The 21,901-nt window shown below is 50.3% G+C and carries 7 protein-coding genes; 4 read left to right on the forward strand and 3 right to left on the reverse strand.

Going from position 1 to position 21,901, the window contains the following annotated elements:
* Nucleotides 1–182 precede the first annotated feature (182 nt).
* From ABEB26_RS13110 to ABEB26_RS13120, 3 genes are all read right to left on the reverse strand, one after another.
* On the reverse strand, nt 183–5,633 hold the full coding sequence (locus ABEB26_RS13110) for an SDR family NAD(P)-dependent oxidoreductase (protein WP_345722470.1): 5,451 nt from the start codon (nt 5,631–5,633) through the stop codon (nt 183–185).
* A 65-nt stretch (nt 5,634–5,698) separates the two neighbouring features.
* Nucleotides 5,699–10,408, reverse strand: coding sequence for an amino acid adenylation domain-containing protein (locus ABEB26_RS13115; protein ID WP_345722471.1), 4,710 nt, complete (start codon nt 10,406–10,408; stop codon nt 5,699–5,701).
* Between the two features lie 16 nt (nt 10,409–10,424).
* A complete protein-coding gene (locus tag ABEB26_RS13120) occupies nt 10,425–16,244 on the reverse strand; it encodes an SDR family NAD(P)-dependent oxidoreductase (RefSeq protein WP_345722472.1) in 5,820 nt (1,939 codons plus the stop codon).
* A 1,210-nt stretch (nt 16,245–17,454) separates the two neighbouring features.
* On the opposite strand from ABEB26_RS13120, the gene ABEB26_RS13125 reads away from it, so the two are divergent.
* The 4 genes from ABEB26_RS13125 (at nt 17,455) to ABEB26_RS13140 (ending at nt 21,737) form a co-directional block, all read left to right on the forward strand.
* The gene (locus tag ABEB26_RS13125) at nt 17,455–18,204 is read left to right on the forward strand and encodes a hypothetical protein (RefSeq protein WP_345722473.1); all 750 of its coding nucleotides are present in this window, start codon (nt 17,455–17,457) and stop codon (nt 18,202–18,204) included.
* Nucleotides 18,205–18,460: 256 nt separating this feature from the next.
* On the forward strand, nt 18,461–19,423 hold the full coding sequence (locus ABEB26_RS13130) for an ATP-binding cassette domain-containing protein (protein WP_345722474.1): 963 nt from the start codon (nt 18,461–18,463) through the stop codon (nt 19,421–19,423).
* Nucleotides 19,424–19,437: 14 nt separating this feature from the next.
* Nucleotides 19,438–20,199 (forward strand): ABC transporter permease, encoded by a 762-nt coding sequence (locus tag ABEB26_RS13135; RefSeq protein ID WP_345722475.1) that lies wholly within the window; start codon nt 19,438–19,440, stop codon nt 20,197–20,199.
* 194 nt (nt 20,200–20,393) lie between these two features.
* Nucleotides 20,394–21,737, forward strand: a complete 1,344-nt coding sequence (locus ABEB26_RS13140; RefSeq protein ID WP_345722476.1) for a glycosyltransferase — start codon at nt 20,394–20,396, stop codon at nt 21,735–21,737.
* The last annotated feature ends 164 nt before the right edge of the window (nt 21,738–21,901 follow it).

Consider the following 21,901-nt stretch of genomic DNA (forward strand, 5'->3'; position numbering starts at 1 on the left):
TATATGTCCTCACCCCCAACCCCTCGCCCACTGCGGCGGGCGAGGGGTGTTCCAATGTTCATGCTGGGGTGGTTCCCCCTTGCCTCGCGTGCGGGAGAGGGGGCTAGGGGGTGAGGGCATGAACATCGACACGCATCCCACCCAACTATTGTTAAAACCTACCCTTGAAAGTGCAGGGGGTTTTAACCTAATCCTGCTTCAAGTTCGGCTTCTGATAATCCTTCAAGCTCGGCTAAGAGTGCATCCATCTCGGCTGAATCGATTTGTTCAAGTTGCAGTTCGGCGATGCAATTGGCCAGTTCGGCGATGGTTGGCGCGGCGAATAGTTGATACAGCCGCACTTCAAGGTTAAAGCTGTCGCGCAAACGTGAAACAAGCTGAGTTGCTAGCAGCGAATGGCCGCCCAAGGCAAAAAAGTTGTCGTGAATGCCGATCTTGGGCTTGCCGAGAATATCTTGCCAAATGCTGACCAACTGTTCTTCGATGATATTGGTTGGTTGATCGAGCGCGGTTGGTTGGTTGGTGGCATCGAGTTGGCCTAAAGCAGTTAGATCAATCGCCCCGCTGTTGGTGCGCGGCAATTCAGCAACACGATACCATTCCAGCGTGGCCGAGCCAAAATAGCTATTGGCCAGTTGGCGATAACGATCGTGGCTGAGTGGACCATGCTGATCCGTTGTATAAAGATTGATGCGTTGTTGTAAGGGTTGGCTGGCTGCCAGATCTTGGCGCAGCGCCGGGCTATCAGCATTTAAGCCAATCATTACTAGCGGATATTGGCGTTGGCTGATGCCCGTTAAGAGTGATTGCAAGCCTTGTTGTAAGCCAATCACGTTGTAGCCGCGCTCGGCAGAAAGGTTGCGAATTTGCTGCGGATTATTGAGACTCATCCCAATATTGTCCCATTGGGTCCAGTTCAAACAGAGCGCTTTGGGATGTGTGGTTTGGCGTTGATGCAGTATAAAGCTATCGAGAAAGCTATTGGCTGCCGAGTAGGCGCTAAATGTCGCTCCGCCGAAAAAGCTATTAATCGATGACATCGCCACAATTGGCAGTTCTGGGCGCTGGCTCAAGGCCTGTTGCAAGGCCCAAGTGCCATAAACTTTGGGCGCGAACATCATTTCAAAGGTGGCTAGGCTTTCGTTGGTAATCCAGTGGCGATCCATCACCGTCCAGTGATATGCCAAATTGCCAGCCCCCGCAAAGTGGAAAACCCCCGCCAAGGGTTGATTCCAGCGCTGTTCTGCATCATTAATTAAGCGAGCCAATTGATCTGAATCGGTGATATCCACCGCTTGGTAATGCACATCGTTGCTAATATCGATCAGATCTTTATAGGCACGTAAACGTTTGCCTAGGCTGCTATCAGCGCCCAGCTGCTTGGCCCAATCGCTGCCCAATGGCAACTCAGTTGAGCCTGTGATCAGCAAACGGGCGTTGTAGTTTTGCAGCAACCAGCGGGCAAATTGGCTGCCAATGCCGCCCAAGCCACCAGTCACCAAATACAGCCCACCTTTGACCAGCGGCGATTCGACTGGGCTTGATTGCGCGATCTCAGCTTCGACTAACTGTGGCACGAAGCGTTGACCAGCCCGATAAGCTACCTCGGCGTTGGGCTTTGGCTGAGCCAGTTCGTGGTAAATGTGTTGGCTGTTCGTCGTTGCGTCTGCTGCATCAAGGTCAATATGCTGGCAGCTGAGCCAATCAATTTCCAAAGGCACGGTTTTGAGCAAACCATGAAGTGGAGCCGCCGCGTAAACCACCTGATCGCTGGAGTTAATCGCATGACTGCGTTGTGAAACCACGGTTAAGCTAGCTTGGCTGAGCTTTTGCTTAGCTAAGGCTTGGGTTAGGAACAAAATACTATAGGCTCCACGATATTGGGCGGCGGCCAAATCGCCAACTTGCTCGATCGTGCTAGGCAGATCGTAGCTATACAAGTGAACATAATCGTGAATATTGGCGGTAGCAAGGGCGGCAGCGAGTTGGTGATAATGCTCAGGCTCGTGCAAATTAATCGTGTACTGTTGACCCTGCTGACTGAATGTGTCGCCAGCGCTGATCAAAACCCAAGCACGATTCTGCTGTTCGAGCAAAGCGATTAGCTCACGAGCTAGTGCGCTGTCGTCGCTGAAAATTGCATAGCTTGGCTTGAGCAAGACCGGATTATGGCGCTTGCTGACAGGCTGCCATTGCTTGCTAAAAAACCAGCGTGGCAAGGTTTGCTGGTTGGCTAACGCTAAATCGATTGGCTTGGTGATGCTGCTAAATTCGCCATTGATAAAGCGCTGGCTCAATTGCGAACGCTGAATCTTGCCAATTGCTGTTTTGGGAATATCGTGCTTGGCAACTGGTAGCACATAGCTGGGGTTGATGCCAATTTTTTGCACGACAACTTCGCGAATCTGGTTAATTTGGGCTAGCTGTTGATCAAATTCAGCAGATTTTGAAACATAAAAAATCACCAGCGATTCAGTGCCGCCCGTATGTTTGCTTGGCACGCTGCAAGCCGCCGTGTAGGAAACTTCCACGCCTTCGAGCGTTTCAACCAAGGCTTCGATTTCGTGGTTGTGGTAATTGATGCCGTTGATGATGATCACATCTTTTTCACGGCCAGCAATTGTCAAACGACCTTGGTGCAAAAAGGCCAAATCACCAGTCGTAAACCAACCATCATCAGTAAAAACTTCGCGGTTAAGCTCGGGGTTGCGGTAGTAGCCAGCGGTGATCGTTGGGCCTTGGATTTGCAAACGACCAATCAGATCTTCGCTGAGTAATTGATTGTTGCTGTTGACAATTCGTAGCGAAACCCCGGGCAATGGTGCACCAACTTCGACGAATGCTACGCCAATGCTATCGGCGCTGGCTGGCTGAATCACCCCGGTTAATGAGGCTTGGTCGAGTTCGTGAAAGCCAGTATTTGCTCCAAGCACCAGTTGATCGGATGAGCTAATGCCCGATGAGGTTTCTGACATGCCATAGGCGGGGTGCATGGCGGTTGCGGGCAGGCCATGGGCTTGCAACAAACCAAGAAAATTCAAGGCAGTTTGTTTATTGATGCCCTCGCCACCATTCAAAATAAAGCGCAACGAGCTGAGATTGCGGCGGCGGCTATTGACCCGTTCATGTTGATCGTTGATCAAAGCATAGGCAAAGTTGGGTGACCAAGTAATCGTGGCGCGATACTGCTCAAGCAAATCCAACCAACGCACTGGATCTTCCAGAATATAGTCGGTTTTGGCCTGAATTTGGCGACAGCCCAAGCATACATCATGAATGTGGAACATCACAATTCCACCAACATGATCGAGCGGCATCCAATTTAATGAAACATCGTTATGATCAAAATGATTATGCTGAGCGCTGGCTTTGGAGCGACTGATAATATTGTGATGGCTTAATTCGACCCCTTTGGGAAGGCCAGTGCTACCCGAGGTAAACAACAACAACGCTGAATCGTGTGGCGAGAGTTGTTGATGCTGCTGATCAGGTTGATATTGGCGCAACTGTTCGGCGGTCTGAATCGCTGGTTTTGCCACACCCAAGCCATTAAAGATCCGCTGCAAGTGGCTCAAGCTGGCTTGTTCACTGACGATCAGCGGTTGTTCTAAGGTTTGCCAAGTGTTGTAGAGCTTGCTGACGGCGGGGTTATTGGGATCGCTGCTGTTCGGCAAGGCCAAGGGAACCGCCGTAAAACCACCAAGCATACAAGCCCAAAATGCCACGACAAATGGCTCGTTATGGGCAAATTGCAGTACCACATGCTGGCCATGCTGCAAGCCTGCCGCCCGCAAACCAGCCAAAACCGCCTCGGCATCAGCCAATAATGCAGCATACGATTGAAACAACGCTTTACCATCGGCTTCGATATAGCTAATGCCATGTTCAGGATAATCTTTGGCTGCCAGCACTAAGGCCTCGGCCAAGGTCAATGGCGTTTGCTCGGCCTTGATCAACGGTGGGCCAACTGCCAACGCTGGCTTGACCTGAGTTGACAATGCTTCGATTGGTTGCTCGCTGATCGTGCGTTGCGGTGTGCCAAAATTACCAGTTTCGACCATTGGCACCAAATCATCGATGTGCAATGGTGTTGTGGCTTGGAAGATCGGCTGAGCTACTACCGCTAGCTCTGCGCCATTGGCCGCTTGTTGTAGTTGGGCTTGTAAATCAGCGATTTGCTGGCTATCGAGCAGGCTAGTTTGGGCTAATTGTTGACGATCAAGCTGGCCATCGGCAGTACGCGGCAGGCGATCAACTTGGATCAGGCCGAGGCTTGGGAGTTGGCAATCAAGCTGAGCTTCAAGGTAGTTCAGGATGTCGCTTGGCTCAACTTGCTGCTTGGCGACCACAAAGCCTGTTAATTGCTCGGTATTGCTCAGGGTTGTGCGCCGCACGATACAACATTCAACAATTGCCGGATGGTTTTCGAGCAGGCTTTCTAATTCTTGCAACAAACTAGACATTCCAGCCAGTTCAATCGCTGCATCAAGGCTGCCACTAATGCTCAGCCGCCCATCATCTTGCCAACGGGCCAGATAGCGCGTTTGGTAGAGTTGGGTATCGGCAGCAAATGGGCTGGCGATAAAACGCTCGACATTCAATTGGGCCTGCTCAAAGCCTGCAAAAACTCCTGCGCCAGCCACATATAACTCACCAGTTAAGCCGATTGGCGCGAGTTGTTTGTGTTGGTCGAGAATCAAAGCTTGGGTATGTGGTACAGGTTTGCCGCTATGAATTTGGCTGGAAGCTTGGGTTTGAGTGTTTGCCCCAACCACGGTCAGCAATTGAAAGGCTGGGAACCCATAGTAATTGTGCCAAGCAGTTTGTTGTTGTTTGAGTTGTTGCTTGAGCGCTTCGCCATCGAGTAAGCCTTCGCCGCTGCTCAGAATATGGCGCACTTTGGGCAATTCTGGCTGTTGCGCGAACAATTGGCCCAACGTTGAAAGCGTCAAAATCAAGGTTTGAGGCTGCTCAGCGGTGGTTTGATTGAATGTTTCAAGTGCGCTAAACCGCAGCGTGCCGCCGCTGGCGAGGGTCGCCAAACTCGCAAAGGCGCTAAAATCATTGAATTCCGGGCCTAGCCACAGGCTTTGCTGGAAACTGACCTTGGCTTTGCTCAGATTAAAATCGATAAAACTCAGCAGATTGGCTTGGCTGAGTTGGCCTGCTTCAATCAAACCGCTTGGATTCGAGGCCAAACTCAAGCCGATCAGGCTTTCGGCAGTCGCTGAATGAGGAGTGATTTCCGCCAGTTCGCTATTAATAAGTTGCTCAAATTCGATCTGGTTAGCAGCTACATTGTTGCTAGCCATTGAACCAACCAACACAAATTGCTGACGGGCCAAGACCTGTTGCAACCGAACTTTGGCTAAATTAGGGCTGAGCAAGGCATAGCGTGCGCCCAACAGCAACGTTGCCAAGATCGTGCTACAAATATCAATCGGGTTGGTTAGCAAAATGGCGACATGTGTGCCAACTCCAACCTGTTTGGCAGCTAGGCCGTTAGCAATCCGTTGGGCACGCTCAGCCAGCTCACGATACGAAACTACTTGGTCGTGATAACGCAGCGCCGCTTGGCTCGATCGTTGTTCAACAGCAGTTGCAAAACGTCGCTGGATACTCTGAAAATCCATTTCCATTTCACCCTTTGCACACGTAACCAAGGGCCGGCCTGAACCAGCCCTTGATCGACGTAGATCTAGAACAAATCGTAGTCGTCGTCGTTTCCTTGCGACCAGCCGCCGAGCAGCCGTTCTTTTTCTGCCGAACTGACCAACGAAACTTGGCTGATGCGTTGTTGTGGATCGGTGGTCATGCTGGTGAGCAGTTGTTGCAGTTGCTCGACCATTCGGCCAATTGTGGTTGATTTAAACAGGTCGGTGTTATATTCAATCCAAGCGTCGATGCTTGAGCTATTGTCGTAGAGCACCAAACTTAGCTCAAACTTAGCCGAGTTGGTTTCAACGCTGCGCGGCGCAATCTGCACCTCCGCCAAATCGAGGTTGCTGCTCTGCGAGGCGTTTTGCAGCACCAACATGGCTTGGAAAATTGGCGAACGATTGGCTTGGCGTTCGGGCAAAAGCTCGCTCACCAACAGATCGAAGGGCAAATCTTGGTGGCTATAGCCATTCAGCGCGGTTTCACGAATCCGCTGCACTACTTGTTGAATGGTTGGATCGCCAGTTAAATCGGCGCGAATGGCCAAGGTATTGGCGAAGAACCCAATGATGGCCTCGAGCTCTTGGCGGTTGCGGTTGGCAATCGGCGTGCCGATGACAATATCGGTTTGGTTGCTATAACGATTGAGCAAAATCGCCCATGCCGCCATCAGCAGCATAAACATGGTTGCTTCGTTATCTCGCGCCAATTGATTGAGCTTGCGATACAGTTCTGGCTCGATGCTCAGCATTTCGTGTGCGCCATTGAAACTTTGCACGCTAGGCCGTGGATAATCCAGCGGCATTTCGAGCAACGGCAATTTGCCACTCAATTGCTGTTTCCAGTAATTCAGTTGATTTTGTAAAACCTCGCCTTGCAGCCATTGACGTTGCCAAGCGGCAAAATCGGGGTATTGCAAGGCTAGTTCGGGTAATGGCGAGGCTTGATTGTTGGCAAATGCTTGGTAAAGCTTGGTCATTTCATTAAACAAAATGCCCTGAGACCAATCATCAAAGGCAATATGATGAATGCTTAGGCTGAGCACATGCTTGGTTGGGGCTAGTTTGATCAAGCGCCCGCGCAACAGTTGATCGCGATCAAGCTGGAAGGGTTGATTAATTTCCTGCTCCAATACTTGGTTGATCGCTGTTTCTTGAGCTTCGCCAGCTAAATCACTGAGATCATGAATTGGCAGTTGAATTGCTTGAGCCGCTTGCACTTGCTGAAGGGTTTGGCCTTCGTGGCTCACAAATAGTGTGCGCAAGGCATGATGGCGCTGTATAATCTCGCTCAAGGTGCGCTCTAAGGCGGCAACTTGCAAGGGGCCAGTAATTTCTAAGGCCACAGGTACGGTGTAAAAGCTACTGGTTGGATCAATTTGAGCCAAGAACCAAATGCGCTGCTGAGCATAGGAGAGTGGCAAGCGTGCTTGCGGATCAGCTTTGTGAATCGCGATGATTGGCGTTTGCTCGGGTTTTTGGTTGGCTTGCTCGATAACGCTGGCTAAGCCCTTGATCGTTGGATTGAGGAAGAAATCACGCAAGTTGAGGCTGACATTAAACACCTCGCGCACCCGTGAGATGACCTGGGTTGCCAACAATGAATGCCCACCCAAATCGAAGAAGTTATCTTGAATGCCAACTTGGGCTACACCCAGCAAATTGCTCCAAATGGCGATTAATGATTGCTCGGTGACGCTGGTTGGAGCGGCGATCGGCTGGCTGCGCTCAAGTTGTTTGGTCTGTTGTTGGCTAGGCAAAGCGCGATAATCGATTTTGCCGTTGGCGGTCAGTGGAATACGCTCAAGCATAATGAATGAGGTTGGCACCATATATTCTGGCAGTCGTTGCTTGAGAAATGTGCGCAATTGGCTAAAGCGTGGCACTTGATTGGGCTGGGTCACCAAATAAGCCACCAAGCGCTGATCATCAGCTGAGATCGTATTGACCGCCACAATGGCATCGCTGATCGCGGGGTGGCTCATCAGGGTGGCTTGAATTTCGCCTAGCTCAATCCGGAAACCACGAATTTTAACTTGGTTATCGCGTCGGCCTAGGTATTCGATCTCGTTGTTGGCCAAGCGTCGCACCAAATCGCCAGTTTTATAGAGGCGGCCTGTTTCGGCAAATGGATGCTTGATAAAGCGATCGTTGGTTAGTTCGGGCCGATTCCAATAGCCGCGAGCCAAGCCCGCGCCGCCCACATATAGTTCGCCAGTAATTCCCAATGGCACTGGCAAACAATGATCGTCAAGCACATACAGATCCAAATCGGGAATTGCTGTGCCAATCGGGCTACTTTGGGGATTTTCAACATCGTGCACGCTCAGCGGTCGGTAGGTCACATGGACGGTGGTTTCAGTAATGCCATACATATTGACCAGTTGCGGGCATAGATCGCCATGGCGTTCGAACCATGGTTGGAGTGCCCCAACATTCAGCGCTTCGCCGCCAAAGATGACATAGCGCAAGGCTAACCGTGAGGGTAAGTCATGTTCAGCATCGCTGATAATCAACTGACGGAAGGCCGAGGGCGTTTGGTTGAGCACGGTTACGCCTTCATCAACCAGCAATTGATAGAAGCCAGCGGGATTGCGAGTGGTCATAAATGGCACGACCACCACCCGACCGCCATACAGCAAGGCTCCCCAAATTTCCCAAACCGAGAAATCGAAGGCAAAGGAATGGAACAAACTCCAAACATCGTGGTTGTTGAAGTTGAACCATGCTTCGGTTGAACTAAACAGTCGCGCCACATTGCGATGGGTGATCAATGCGCCTTTGGGTGTGCCAGTGGAGCCTGAGGTGTAAATCATGTAGGCTAAGTTATCGAGCTGGGCACTCGCTGGCGGATTGCTGGTTGGCTGATTGCTTAGCGCTGAATCGGCGGCATCAAGCACAATCAACTGCAAGCCAGCCTGCGGCAATTTATTGACACAACGCGCTTGAGTGACGACCAAGCCCACCTTGGCATCTGCCAACAACCAAACAATTCGCTCTTGGGGATGCGCAGGATCGATCGGCAGATATGCGCCGCCAGCCTTGAGAATCGCCAAAATCCCAATGATTGTATCGAGCGATGGCTCAACACACAGCCCAACCAAGGTATCTGGGCCAACCTCAAGCGCTTTGAGTTGATGGGCCAGTTGATTGGCGCGGCTATTGAGTTCGGCATAGCTTAGTTGGCTTTGCTCAAATCGCAGCGCAATTGCTTGCGGATTGGCCTGAACCTGCTGCTCAAAGCGTTGGTGCAAGGGCAACAAGCTTGCTTCGAGCGATTTTGAGGTTGGCAGCAATTGGGCCAGTTCGACCTTGCTCAGCATTGGCAAGCGCGAAAGCTCCAAATCGGGTGTAGCAAGCGTGGCTTCGAGCAAATTTTGGTAATGTTGGGCCAAGCGTTCGATAGTTGCTGGATCAAACAGATCAGTTTTATACTCGAAATTGAGGTTAATCTGCTGATCAAGCGAGACTGCTTCTAGGCTTAGGGCAAACTTGGCTGTACCAGTTTCAATTGGCAATGGCTCAACCGAAAGCTCAGGCAGCTGAAAACTATTGACTGTATCGCGCTGAAACACAAACAAGCTTTGAAAAATCGGCGTATGTGCCAAATTACGATCAGGCTGCAAAGCCTCGACCAATTGCTCAAACGGCAAATCTTGATGCTCTTGGGCCGCCAAATTCGCCGCTCGCACTTGATCCAAAAAGCTGCGAAAACTCAGCTCGCCAGCGGCTTTAGTGCGAATAACCAAGGTATTGACGAAATAGCCGATCAAGGCCTGCAAATCGTTGTAATGGCGATTGGCGATCGGCATGCCCACCAGCAAATCGGTTTGGTTGGTGTAACGGAAGAGCAGGGTTTTCCAGATTGTGAGCAAAATAATGTTGAGGGTATAGCCTTCGTTACGGCTCCATGTCACCAAGCGTTGTACCAAATCGGCGCTCAATTGCACTCGATAATGTGCACCGCGCGACGATTCAACTGGTGGATAAGGCCGATCGGTCGGTAATTGCAGAATTGGCAACTCGCCTGCAAGTTGTTCCTTCCAATATTGAAGTTGCTGCTCCAATACCTTGCCTTGCAGCCAATTACGTTGCCAAATTGCATAATCGGCATATTGAATTGGCAACGCTGGTAAGCTGCTTGGTTCACCAGCATAGGCCGCATTCAGCAAATGATTCAACTCGGCGATAATCACCCCAGCCGACCAACCATCAAAGACACTATGATGCACGCTGACCAATTTGATATATTCGTGATCGCGAATTTGCAGCAAGAGTACGCGCAATAATGGCCCAGTTTGCAAATCAAACGGCAGCTGGGTTTCGGCTTGAATCTGCGCTTGGATGGCTGCATCGCGCTCAGTTTCGGCCAGATCTCGTACATCAACCATGCTAAACCCTGGCTTAAGCTCAGCATGGATCTGCTGGTGAGGCACGTTATCAACCAGCAAAAAGGTCGTGCGCAACACTTCATGGCGTTGGGCAATTGTGTTAAAGCCTGCTTGCAAGGCTGCAATATCGAGCTTGCCACGGTAGCGCACCCCATAAACGATGTTATAGAGTGGGCTGGTTGGGTCCCACTGATACAACACCCATTGGCGCTCTTGGGCAAACGATAACGGCAGGGTATTGGTTGTTCGTGGTTGAGCAACCAATGCTGGTGGCTCGTTGGCTGCTTGTTGCAGGCGGCGAATCAACAGCGCTTGTTTTTCTGGTGGTAATGCAGCAATTTTTGCAGCAAAATCAGTCATGTGAAATCTCCATACCTCACCCAACCAGACGAGATTTAGCCTCATCAGTGGAGAGTTGTTCTAATTCAGCAAGTATTTGAGCGATCTGATCGTGATCGCTTTGCTGTACTTGTTCAAGTAGCACCTGAAGCGCATCATCGCGGGTTTCAGGCGATGCAAACATCTCCGATGATAGTTCTAGGGATAGTTGTTGATTGACATTGGCAACAATTTCATCAATGCTGGGACCCTGAATCAGATAGGCAACCGACAAGGTTACGCCAAGGTTTTGGCTTATGCTGGTTTTGAGTTCAATTGCCATAATCGAGTCGAGGCCGAGGGTATGGAGTGCTAGTTGACTGTCCAGTTTTGATGGATCAAGCTGCATAACCTTGGCAATCAAGTGTTTGAGTTGTTGAGTTATCAACGCTTGACGTTCGCTGGGCTGGGTCTGTAAAACCCGTTGGCGAAATTCATGCTCTTGGCTTAGGTTGCTGGCTGGTTGAGCAATGCTGGCTGACGGCGCGAGTGCCGCAAAAAATGCTAAATTTGCGACAACCGGATTACTTTTGAGCCACATTGCCCAATCGATTTCAGCAATCGTCGTCTGAATTGCTTGATCGTTGATCAGTTGCTCCATTGCAACTAAGGCTTGTTGAGGTTGCAGTAGTTGCACGCCATGGGCTTCAAAGATGTTGGGATTGAGCTTGGCGGCCATCCCTACCTCGGCCCATGGCCCCCAATTGATGCTTAGCCCGGCCAAGCCTTGGCTCCGACGATAGGCTGCAAGGCTATCCATAAAGCTGTTGGCGGCGGCATAATGCGCTTGACCAACCGAGCCAATGCTGGCCGCCAGTGATGAACAGAAGATCATAAAATCAAGTGGTTCTTGGCTGAACACTTCGTGCAAGGCCCATGCGCCAGCAACTTTGGGGGCAAAAACGCTGGTCACAGCACTTGATTCCATGCGATAGAGCATTTGATCATCGAGCACCCCCGCAGCATGCACAATCCCACGAATGGCGAGGCCAGTTTCGGCGCGATATTGCTGCAAAAACTCGGCCAAGGCAGCCTGATCAGCCACGTTGATTGCGGCATACCGCAGATTTGCCCCAGCTTGTTCGAGTTGGCTGAGCGCATTCACGAGCTGCGATTGTTGCTCGGATACAGCGTTATGGCTTGGTTGCAATGGTCGGCGGCCAAGGATGATCAAATTGCTCGCGCCCTTTGCCAACATCCAATGGGCAATCTCCAAGCCCAAACCACCGCTTCCACCAGTAATTAGATAAGCCGCTTGGTTGCTTAGTTTGAGTGTGGTTGGCTTGGAAACTGGGCGTTGTTGCAAGCGAGCTATCAACTGCTGTTGATTGCGCAAGGCCTGTTGATGCTCATTGGCGCGTTGCAACAACGTCTTGGCGAGTTGGGCGGCTTCGTTGCTTTCAGCCATCGGTGCAAGGTCGATTAAGCTCGGTGTTAGTTCGGGGTGTTCTAAGGCCGCGCTGCGCATCATGCCCCAAAGTGGTGCTTGCGCCAGATTCACAACCTCGTGATCGAGCACTGCCTGTGCTCCGCGGGTTATACACCACAAGCGCGGCGTGGCGCTGTCTGAATCGCTGAGCGTTTGCAACAGCGTCAACATTGCCAAGCTTTGCTGGGTTGCGCCAGCGACTGGCGCGTGATCGTTGCTGGTGGTTAGTGGCCATAAACAAACGATCTGGTGATAATTGGCTTGCAACTGGGGTTTGAGCCAATCGCCCAATCCAGCGGTTTCAATTGATTGTTCGCGGCAATCGACCTGCTGGCCATAGGCTGCCAAGCTGTTACTCAATTGCTTAGCAAATTGATCGTGGGTATTGGCCAAAATCAGCCAGCGCTCAGCGGGATGTTCAGCAGCTTGGATTTCGATCGGTTGCCAGCTATAGTCATACAGACCTTGCTCGGGTTTGTTGGTGATCCGAGCGGCGGCCACTTGGAATAGCTTCAAGCCAGCAATTTCTACCACGACCCGCCCTTGGGCATCAGCAATCACCAAATCGGCTTCATAGATCAGGGTTTCATCGGCAGGGGCCGAACGCAACACCGCATGACACCAAGCTTCAGCTGGAATCCGATCAAGCACATTCAAGCGCTCAATCGCAATTGGCAAGTAGGTTTGATCGTTGGTGTGTTGGGCAAGAATCACCGCGACGAGCTGGAAGGTGGCATCGAGCAAGGCCGGATGCAACTGATCGTGCTGAGCAAGCTGGCCGATGGCTGGAGCTAGGTGCAATTGAGCTAGTGCCTCGGCTTGGCCGCGCCAAATGTGGCTGAGCGATTGAAACGCTGGGCCATACACCAATTGCACCGCTTGCATGCGAGCATAATGCTCACTCACCGCGATGTTTTCGGCGCAGCGGGCTTGCAATTCGGCGAGGGCGAGATAGGCTGAATGATTGGCAATCGTGCTATTATCAAGCGCCGTAGCTGTGGCATGCAATTCCCAAGGGCTATTTGGCTCGGTGGCTTGGCTCAAAATTTGCAAACTAAAGCCATTATCCTCAGCATTGCATACCAACTGGACAGTGCGCTGGCCTTGATTTGGCAAGATCAATGGCTGTTTGAAAACCAAGTTATTGATTGTGACTTGGTGTTGGCCGCGGCCACGCAAGGCGGCCACAATCATCTCAACATAGGCCGCGCCAGGCAACAACACCTGTTCTTGCACCACATGGTCGGCCAAATAAGCGGGATAGTTGGCGGCCAAATTGGTTTGCCAGAACTGGCTTTGATTGACCGCCGAGGCGATCGAAATACCGAGCAATGGGTGCTGAGCGCTGGGGGTAGTCTGAAGCTTGCCTGCCAAGAGCGCTGGCACAAACCCACCACGGGCCGACGTTTGATTACTGGTTGCTGGCAAAAGCTGATCAAACCAATAGCGTTCACGTTGCCATGGATAATTGGGCAAGGCGCTGCGCTGGCGCGGCTCGGGATAAACTTGCTGCCAATCGGGGCTATAGCCAGCCACAAACAAGCGCCCAAGCGTCTCAAACAGCAAATCTAATTCAGCTTGATCGCGGCGCAATGAGCTAAACACTTGGGCTGACTGCTTGAAATGTTGGATACTGCGCAACATCGATTCGCCCAAAACCGGGTGTGGGCTGACTTCCAAAAATGTATCGAACCCTTTGTCGAGTAAACTTTTGATCGCAGTTGCAAACAAGAATGGCTCGCGTAGATTACGGCCCCAATAGCCCTCGCTGTAGAGTGCTTGCTCTGCAAACGTGCCAGTCACGGTTGAAACCAAAGGAATCGTGGGCGCTTGTGGTTTGAGCTGAGCCAAAGCGGCGTTTAATTCAGGAACTAGTGGCTCCATCTGTGGGCTATGAAAGGCAATATCAACCCCGCGCACCAAGCGAGCAAACACATCGTTATGCTGCAACGAGGCGACTAATTGCTCTAAAGTGCTGGGATCGCCTGCCAAAATACACGACGTTGGGCTATTGATGCCGGCAATTGCCACCTGTTGTTCGCGGCCAACCAACAGCAAACGAGCTTGTTCGAAGGTCAATTCGACGGCGGCAGTTTTGCCTTTGCCAGCAACTTGCTTCATCAAACGACTGCGATGATAGACCACCTGTACCGCTTCATCGAGCGTCAGCACGCCGCTAACATAGGCCGCTGCAATCTCGCCCAAACTATGCCCAACAATCGCGGTTGGGGTAATGCCCCATGATCGCCAAAGCGCCGCGAGACTGACTTGCAAGGCAAAAATGAGCGGCTGCGCTCGATCAGTTTGGTTAATCTGCTCAGCAGTTTGATCATCGCGCAAGGCTGCGATCAACGACCAACCAGCATACTTAGCAAAGGCTTGATCGCAAGCTTCAAGAGTTTGGCGAAAGACTGGTTGTTGTTCAAGCAGACCGCGACCCATGCCAACCCAGTGCGAACCTTGGCCTGAAAAGACCCAAACCAATTTGTGGGCTTGCGAACGATCTTGGGTGATCAAACCAGTAGCGGAGCGGCCTTCGGCAAAATCGTTGAGCTGCTCGGCGAGCAAGGCTGGGCTAGCAGCAGTTGCGGCAAGGCGATGATCCAGTTGGCTGCGACCAACGCTAGCGCTATAGCAAATATTGGCGACTTCGCTCGGGCTGGCGGCGGCAATTTGGCTAGCATAGCGGACAGCAAGTTGACGTAAGGCTGGCTCACTTTGGGCTGATAACGGCAATAACAAAGGCTTGGTTTCGTTGCTACTAGGGCTTTGGGTTTCGCGAATTGGAGCCGATTCGAGTACCAGGTGGGCGTTTGTACCCCCAAAACCAAATCCACTGACCCCCGCCAACAATGGGCCGCTAGCATTTGGCCATGGCCCACGTTGCGCTTGAACTTGCAAGCCGAGTTCTTCAAACGGAATCATAGGATTGGGAGTTTCAAAGTGCAAACTTGCAGGCAAGATTTGATGCTTCATTGCCAGTGCGACCTTAATCACCCCAGCAATCCCAGCCGCAGATTCGCTATGGCCGATATTAGTTTTGACCGAGCCGATCGCACAGGGTTGTTCAGCTGAACGCCCGACTGCTAAAACTGAGCCAAGCGCTTGGGCCTCGATCACATCGCCAAGGCTTGTGCCAGTGCCGTGGGCTTCGATATATTGCACTGTCGCGGGGTTAACGCCAGCACGGCGATAGGCTTCTTGCAGCACAACCTCTTGCGATTGGCGGTTGGGAGCCATGATGCCATTGGTACGGCCATCGCTGTTGACGGCACTGCCGCGAATTACTGCATAAATTGGGTTGCCATCAGCCAAGGCTTTTTGCAAGGGCTTGAGAATTACAATGCCTGCGCCGTCACTGCGTACAATTCCATTGGCGCGGGCATCGAAGGTTTTGCAGCGGCCATCGGGCGATAAGGCTCCAGCTTTGGAGAAAAATAAATTGCCATCAGGCAGCAAACTCGCATTAACCCCGCCAGCCACCACCAGATCGGCTTCGCCAGTTTGCAATGCTTGGCAGGCCATATGAATTGCGACGAGTGATCCCGAGCAAGCAGTATTGATATTGATGCTTGGGCCTTGCAAATTCAGCACATACGACAGCCGATTGGCCAAAATGCTGTGAGCCGTGCCTGGGCCAGTGTAGGCATCGATAATTTCGGGGTGGCTGAACAAAATTCGGCCATAATCTTCGCTGACCGAAGCAATAAAGACCCCAGTGCGGCTGCCCGCCAGCGCTTGCGGCGATTGACCAGCATCTTCAAAGGCTTCCCAAGTGCATTCCAACAACATGCGCTGTTGCGGATCAAGGTGAATCGCCTCGCGTGGTGAGATGCCAAAAAAGCCTGCATCGAAATAATCAGGCTGATCAACAAAGCCACCCCAACGGGTGTACATCGTGCCCGGTACACTGCGATCGGGATTATAAACGGCCTCTAAATTCCAGCGCTCGGCAGGAATTTCCGTAATTGCATCGCGACCGTTGATTAGTAAATCCCAGTACTCAGCCAAATTACGAGCGCCAGGAAAGCGGCAACTCATGCCGATAATTGCAATTGCATCAGCATTTGGGTCTGAATCAGCCACGACCTCGACTTCTGGTTGCTCAGTGCCGACGAGTGCTGGAACCAGCGTTGCAATGCTCGGATAATCCCAAAGCAATGTTGGTGAGAGCGAACGCCCCAGAAACTGCTCAAGCTTACTGATTAAACTAAGTGCTTGGATTGAATCGATGTGATAGTGCGCAAACGGCAAGCGCACATCAATTTCAGCGGGGGCAACATTTAAATAGGTACAAAAGTGATTTATTAACCACTCAGTTAATATTTCTGCGGTTGTTTCGATTGTTTCAGGCTTGATGCTATCCGTTCCAGATGGTAGGTTGTTCATAGTCATCCTCTGTAATGTAGCATTGTGCGATAAGGTTTAATCGAAGTTGTGAGCATCTATATACTGGAAGTTACATCAGATTGAAATCGGTCTTTATATGTATTGAACTGTTAAATTTCTGCTACTTGCAAGCAGTATCAGAATTTATTCACCTAGATCGATCGAAATCTTATCTATAAATCAAATCGATTTTAATAGAATAAAATTTCGAGCTTATGAAAATAAATAAATTAATAATGAATTGATTAAGTAAAAATTGAATAAATTTACTCGATATAAATTATAAATAATTAATTGAGAATAATTTAGTCTAATAAAATTGTATTGATCGGTATAATATTGAAGTTTATCCTGATCAATAATCTAATGCTGTAAAGCTATTCGAGTTAATGCATATTGTACAAACTATCTAAAAAAGTTTTCACGAGTTATTGTGCAAACTATCCAAATCAGCTGTTGCTATATACATTTACATCGTTAAACAAAAAGCTTGGGTATCTGTTATCTTGGTAAAGGAGTAGGATGAAATAGGAGGATTTACCTTGATTAAACAGGAGAATTTGCTATTTATAATGAGCTTATTGTGAAGCCCTAAACTGTACTATTTTATTTGTTAAATCGGGTTAACTTGAGGTTAAGAGATTAACACAAGCCTAGCTCGATCAACGATTTTTAGCACAACTGACTTACAACGCGCCTATTATAGTTAAACCCCATTAACATTGTCAAGGCGAATTAAATATATCTAGACATGCTTGCGATTTGATTGAGCATGTATATACAGTGGATTTGGGGTTCTTGCATAATTTATTTTCTTAGGTTATTATCCACGCTGTGTGCGAAGATTCGTTAAATTTAAGCTTAATTTGTTGATGTATCGCCACCAACATAAATCAGCCCTAAGACTCATTAATTTTGCGACTATTTGCCAGAAGTCATCCTAAAATCGATCATAAAAAATCTTCCAAGTAGTTGCTGATCAATTAAGCTTTACATTGTACGATTTAATCAGTTATAGATTGATTTATCGGTCTATAGACTGATGTGCAATTGCCACGATTCGCCAAAGCTGCATCACAAAACAACATTTTTGCCCCAGCTTGGGTTGTGATCCCAAATCCTGTCCTTTGGTTTTGCCACTGGCAGATCAGCAATTTGATGACGTTAGTTGATTTAGCTAGCCAATCGATTGAGGAGTAGCAACAACAGCATGAACATATTTGATCGATTAAGCATGATCGGGTTGGGTTTGCAGGCCACCAAACAACTTTTTGCCCTAAGCGAACATGCAACCGTTGATGATAGCGCACTAGAATCAACTGATGTTGCCGATTTGCTGCCAGTTGGCGCATTGTTGGTGCCAGTTACCGACAGTTTTTCCAAGGTGGCGGTGCTGTATGGGCTGAGTGGCCTCGCTGCATTGATTAATACCAACCCAAGCGAATCCGGGAGCAAGGCTGGCTGGGGTGCGTTTCAAAAATCGCAGCTTAATTCAGGCCAGGTTTGGCGAATTCTCAGCTATAGTTTGGTTCACCCTAGCTTCGCTGCGGCTCTGCGTGAAGGTGCTGCCGTCAGCATTTTAGGCACAGCCATCACCCGCTTCCAATCGTTTAGTTTGGCCTTCTCAGCAGTACGGCTGGGCATTTTTGTGCCCTTGCTGGTAACTGCGCCCCAAGCTGACGATGATGCTGTGCTGACAAATATGTCTGGTTCTTCCTACTGTTTGCTGGGGGTCTTTTTGGCCTCGTTGGCAACCGACCGCGATCGCCTGACCTTCCGTTCGCAACAAGATGTATTGGCGGCCACGGGCTTGGGAGTGCTTTGCTCTCAAATGTTGGTTGGGCTGTTGCAATCAAAGGGTCAAGTGCGTAAGGCTGGCTTGGCCTCACTGGGTGCGGGGGTCATCAGCACCTTGATTATGCAGATTGTCCGACGCGTTAACGCCAATCAACCTAAATAATCCCAAAGCCTAGTTTGGGAAGTAACTAGGGTGCTAGCTATGCAACGAAGCCGACGCTAGCGCCATGAATATGCTTGCGCCATCTGCTGCCTCATCTCACCCCTGGCGTACTAGCAACCTGAAATGCCAGGTTGCTCGGTGAACAATTGTTTTAACTAAACATAACGTTTGCCGCCAATTCCTCGTTCCATCATGCGGTCGAGGCTTCCAATGCTGAAAACGGTTTATCACACATGAACCTCAACGGAGCAGCTTGATGATTATTCTTGAAACCAAGGAATTGGTCAAAAGTTTTCGGGTGCGGGGACGTTTAGTCGAGGCCGTCAAAGGCGTAACGATGAATGTTCAAGCAGGCGAGATTTTTGGATTTCTCGGGCCGAACGGGGCCGGTAAAACGACCACAATGCGTATGTTAACAACCTTGCTCAAGCCAAGCAGCGGTCAGGCAACGATCGCTGGCATCGATCTCTTACAACATTCGCGGCAAGTGCGCGAAAAAATTGGCTATGTAAGCCAAGCTGGCGGGGCTGAGAGCGCTTGTACAGCGCGTGAAAATTTGATTTTGCAAGCCCGTTTTTATGGCATAACCCCTCATGATGCTGCCGTGCGAGCTAAAGAATTGCTAGCAGCGCTTGATCTTGAGCAGATTGCCGATCGCCCAAGTAGCAGCTACTCCGGTGGTCAACGCCGCCGTCTCGATTTAGCTTTGGGCATGGTGCACAAACCTAAATTGCTCTTGCTCGATGAGCCGACTGCTGCGCTTGATCCGCAAAGTCGAGCTTGGCTGTGGGCCGAGGTACGTCGTCTGAATGCCGAGGGCACAACGATTTTCATGACCACCCACTACCTCGATGAGGCCGATGCGCTCTGCCAACGCTTGGCAATTATTGACGATGGTCGGATTGTGGTTGAAGGCACGCCCGATGCCCTCAAACGTCAGATCGTCGGCGATACAATCACCTTGGGCTTGCAATTTCAGCCCGAAAGTGACCACAACGTTAAGGATCTCTTGCAGCAGCAGAGCTATATCCATTCGCTGGAATATGCTGAGCAAACCATTCGCTTGGTGGTTGATCGTGGCTCCGAGGCCTTGCCATTAATTCTGCGGCTAATCGATGAAGCCAATCTGCACGTTCAAACGGTCGAACTTTCGCGCCCTTCGCTGGATGATGTGTTTCTTAAGCAAACTGGTCGTTCATTACGCGAGTCTGCCAACTAGCTCGAGGATATTCAATGCAATCGCTACGTGATACATGGCTGCTGTTTAAGCATTATCTCACCATGACCATGCGCAACCCAGTGATGGTGATTGTCGGCCTTTTTCAACCAGTGGTGCAATTGTTATTATTTGCGCCCTTGTTAGAGCCAATTGCTGGAACTGAGGGCTTTCCCGAAGGCGGCGCAATTGGGGTTTTTACCCCTGGCTTGTTGGTGATGTTGGGCATTACTGGCTCGTTGTTTGTGGTATTTGGCTTTATTGCTGAGCTACGCGCGGGCGTGCTTGAGCGCATGCGAGTTACGCCGTTGAGTCGTTTGGCTTTGGTGTTGGGGCGTTTGCTGCGCGATGTCACGATGTTGTTGCTGCAAGCCTTGGTGCTGGTTGGCGTGGCATGGCTCATGGGCTTGCGGGCTGATCCAGTTGGTGTAGCGCTTTCGATGTTGATTGTGGTGCTGCTGGGCTTGTTGGTTTCTTCATGTTCATATGCAGTTGCGCTAATTTTACAAGATGAGAACACGGTTGCCTCGTTGCTCAACTTTTTGATCTTGCCAATTTTGCTACTTTCAGGCATTACCCTACCGCTCACCTTAGCGCCAAATTGGATTCGCAAGGTCGCGGGAGTTAATCCATTTGCCTATGCTGTTGATGCCTCGCGGGCCTTGTTTATTGGCCAGCTTGAGCATCCGGCGGTTTGGCAAGGCTTTGCAGTGATGGGCGTATTGTCCTTTTTGGGCGTTTTTTGGGCGGTGCGTTCGTTTCGTCAAGGCGTAGCCTAGTTGCACTCCCTCACCCCAACCCCTCTCCCGCCTGCGAAGCGAGGGGGAATCACCGAATCATGATCATTGGAACGCCCCTCGCCCGCCGCAGTGGGAGAGGGGTTGGGGTGAGGGATCTTAAAACCTACTCTTGAAAGCTAGCCCTCTCTCCCACCTAATGAGGCGAGGGGAAACCATGATAGGAGTATGATCGAATGGCGACGATTGTTATCAGTATGTTTCCCGAAGAAGGCCATCTTATTCCTAGTTTCAAGCTTGGTAAAAGCCTAAAAGTCCAAGGCCATCAGGTTTATTATTTGGCCTTGGCCGATTTTGAGGAGTATATTCGCAAGCAAGGTTTTGAATATTTGCCCTTGTTTGCTGAGGATTTTTCCAAAGGCTTTCGTGCTCAGCAAACTGAACGAATTGCGAACAGCCGTGGTCGAGCTTTTTTGAAAGAGGTTTCGCAAACTGCTTTTTATCTCAAGTTGTTTCAAACTGTGCGCGAAGCGCAAAATCCAATCAAACGTAGTTTGTTGGAAATTGGGGCTGATCTGTGTATATTTGATGGATTTTTGGCTCCGCTGAGCTTAATGGTGCGGCATGCTGGGCTGGAAGTGATTAGTCTGAGTATTAATATTAATCTTCCGCAGGCCGTCAATTATCCGCCAGTTGTCACTAACATTGTGCCCGATAACACGCCTGCCTCACTCTCCAAGGCCAGCATGGCTTGGAAATTTAGCGGGCTAGCGATCAAAATAACCAACTTTTTGATTGGCTACAACTTTCAGAAAAAGCTAACCGAACTGGCAACCCACTTTGGCTTTCCTGCCGATATGGTTGTGCCTGCGGCCCTATTTCCACGCTTACGCCCCCAACTCGAGATACCCGAACTCGTACTTTGCCCGCAAGTCTTTGATTTTCCACGGCCAAGCGTTGAGCAAGGGATTTTCTACTGTGAGCCGTCGATTGATCTTGATCGCCAAGAAGCGGCCTTTGATTGGTCACAGATTGACCCCAACAAGCCACTGATTTTTTGTACCTTGGGCAGCCAAAGTCATATCTACAAACCAAGTCGGCGCTTTTTTCAAACCGTGATCGACATCATGCGCAGCCGTCCCGATTGGCAATTGATTATGGCGCTTGGCCAGAAATTTCAAGCCCATGAATTTGCAAATGTGCCAGCCAATGTGCAGCTGCTGCAATGGGCTTCGGTCGAGCAAATTCTGCCACGCACCAGCGTGATGATTACTCACGGTGGGGTTGGCACAATTAAAGAATGTGTCTATTTCAACGTGCCAATGGTGGTTTTTCCAGGCAACCGTGATCAACCTGGCTATGCGGCGCGGGTTGTTTACCATGAGCTAGGGTTGATGGGCGCGATGGGCAAAGTTTCGGCCCAAGCGCTGGAAACAATGCTCAACCAAGTGATTCAAAATCCTAACTTTAGGCAACGGGTTACGGCAATGGGCGAGGAATTTCGCGCCTTGGAAGCTGCTAGCCCAGCGCTGGAATTAATTCAAAGTAAATTACCGAATACCCGAACTGTTGCCTCGTAAGGTTGCCCCTAGGCAGTGCCGCCTCTGGTGCTCAATTAAGGCTGATTCCTAGGTTATGTGTTTGCGATCAATCGAGGTGTTTGCTGATTGCTGTTGGCAGCGATGCCACTCCCAGCGAGCACCCCGTAAGCCTTGCTTTGTGCCAATGTGCTGATATTGAAGGT

It is taken from the genome of Herpetosiphon gulosus, from assembly GCF_039545135.1.
Taxonomy (GTDB): Bacteria; Chloroflexota; Chloroflexia; order Chloroflexales; family Herpetosiphonaceae; genus Herpetosiphon; species Herpetosiphon gulosus.

What these genes read in the sequence shown, in the direction of transcription:
- ABEB26_RS13110 (WP_345722470.1), bottom strand. Translation starts at nt 5,633, where the DNA reads ATGGATTTTCAGAGTATCCAGCGACGTTTTGCAACTGCTGTTGAACAA.
- ABEB26_RS13115 (WP_345722471.1), bottom strand. Translation starts at nt 10,408, where the DNA reads ATGACTGATTTTGCTGCAAAAATTGCTGCATTACCACCAGAAAAACAA.
- ABEB26_RS13120 (WP_345722472.1), bottom strand. Translation starts at nt 16,244, where the DNA reads ATGAACAACCTACCATCTGGAACGGATAGCATCAAGCCTGAAACAATC.
- ABEB26_RS13125 (WP_345722473.1), top strand. Translation starts at nt 17,455, where the DNA reads ATGAACATATTTGATCGATTAAGCATGATCGGGTTGGGTTTGCAGGCC.
- ABEB26_RS13130 (WP_345722474.1), top strand. Translation starts at nt 18,461, where the DNA reads ATGATTATTCTTGAAACCAAGGAATTGGTCAAAAGTTTTCGGGTGCGG.
- ABEB26_RS13135 (WP_345722475.1), top strand. Translation starts at nt 19,438, where the DNA reads ATGCAATCGCTACGTGATACATGGCTGCTGTTTAAGCATTATCTCACC.
- ABEB26_RS13140 (WP_345722476.1), top strand. Translation starts at nt 20,394, where the DNA reads ATGGCGACGATTGTTATCAGTATGTTTCCCGAAGAAGGCCATCTTATT.